At 40.6% G+C, this 1,486-nt stretch carries 3 protein-coding genes; all 3 read right to left on the bottom strand.

Going from position 1 to position 1,486, the window contains the following annotated elements:
- Positions 1-404 precede the first annotated feature (404 nt).
- From F6K20_RS38195 to F6K20_RS38185, 3 genes are read right to left on the bottom strand one after another with little or no spacing between them, the layout of a single operon-like run.
- Positions 405-560 (bottom strand): hypothetical protein, encoded by a 156-nt coding sequence (locus F6K20_RS38195; RefSeq protein WP_287298384.1) that lies wholly within the window; start codon positions 558-560, stop codon positions 405-407.
- A gap of 12 nt (positions 561-572) precedes the next feature.
- Entirely contained in the window at positions 573-929 is a 357-nt protein-coding gene (locus F6K20_RS38190) for a XisI protein (RefSeq protein ID WP_287298382.1), read from the bottom strand.
- The gene (locus F6K20_RS38185) at positions 920-1,330 is read right to left on the bottom strand and encodes an element excision factor XisH family protein (RefSeq protein WP_287298380.1); all 411 of its coding nucleotides are present in this window, start codon (positions 1,328-1,330) and stop codon (positions 920-922) included. Before F6K20_RS38185 ends, F6K20_RS38190 begins: the two co-directional genes overlap by 10 nt.
- Between the last annotated feature and the right edge of the window lie 156 nt (positions 1,331-1,486).

The raw sequence follows: 1,486 nt of genomic DNA, 5'->3' as shown, positions 1-1,486 counted from the left end.
AACAGGGAACAGGGAGTAGTAATAAGATTTGATTCTTTCTTGATGCAGTCGCTCATAAAACAAGCACAAGAGATCCTGTTGCCTCAGTCTTCAAATCCATAGAAGTAGAGTGGGCATCCTGCCCGCTCGACAATAAGCATGAAACTGGCATCCTGCCCGCGCGACAATCTAAGAGAATAAATTAATCATAAATTCATCGTAGGGTGGGCAGTGCCTAAGACGGATAATATTAGGGTTTAATAGATTTGATCAGCACTGCCCACCAACCTAAAATTAACTATAAACTAGTAATACTATTAATCGTAGGTGGGCATTTTATAAAACGAATAATAATAGGTTTTAATAGATTTTATCAGCACTGCTCACGGACAATAAAGAGTTTAGCTTTTTAATAAAATTAATCGTTAGTCAGGTGGGCAGTGCATCAGAGCAATTTCAAAGCTGACCATTGGTTTGATCAGCACTGCCCACCCTACATCTACGCCTGATCGTGTTTGGGTCAATTCTTGTCCACTTTTCCCTGTTCCCTGTTCCCTATTCCCTGTTCCCGACTTCTGCAAGAAGTCTTTAGATTAATTAACAATCCCTTCACCTATACCAAAACCAGTATACTGGCGTACTTCAGGTTCATGAAAAGCTAAAATAATATCCTGTTTTGGAACTCCCATTTCCACTAATCGGTTGGCAAGTCCTTCTTCTGTGCCGTCATGCTGAATCCAAATTTTTCCACCCTTGATATCAACATGTAAAATACAGCCAAAATCACGTTTATTCCCACGCCAACCAACATAGAGCAATTGGTAGTGATCCTGCTCTGTATCAAAGACAGTCTGAACCTCGTACTCTGGTGCAATTGTTTGCTGTGAAGCCCGTTGAGCACGTTCGGAAAGAAGATTTCGAATATACTGGCGATATTGCTCTACAGCCATTGAACAATTACCTCCTGTTTCACATCATAAATTACTAATCTAATCTGATAACGATCAACTGCTGCCATGATGAAGCGTCGCTGGAAAAAACTCTCATAAATTGGCTCTCGCACAGCCAAATAAAGCTGGCGATCGGCTTCCATCCTTGCCAGTGTATCTCGGTAGTTGAGGAATTGCCCCAATGCCATATGAAAGTCGGAAACCTTGGATGGGCTGATAAAACTTTTGACTTCAACAGCAATTTTATGATTTTTTCGTTCTGCTGCTAATAGTTGCTCCGCTCCTAAATCAATCTCAAAATAGACATCATCGATCCTAATTTCGTAAGGGTCTGCCGTAATCTTCCAGTTGTCTTTTTCTAAAGCAGTTCTAACAACAAAATGAAACCGATCTTTAACCATATCAACCTTCTCAGCATAGATCCTTTAACTCCGTCTACCCTAATTTAATAAACCTGGTGGATATTGCAGTCTCTCCCTGCTGATTCGCACTTGTCTTGCACTCCTTCAGACATATCAGACTATTTAGAGGGCACTACATTCTATTGTAGATTAAGA

This window comes from Moorena sp. SIO2C4, from assembly GCF_010672485.1.
Lineage (GTDB): Bacteria > Cyanobacteriota > Cyanobacteriia > Cyanobacteriales > Coleofasciculaceae > Moorena > Moorena producens.
The sequence above is the reverse complement of the archived record's forward strand: the minus strand, read 5'-3'. Positions and strand labels throughout refer to the sequence as shown.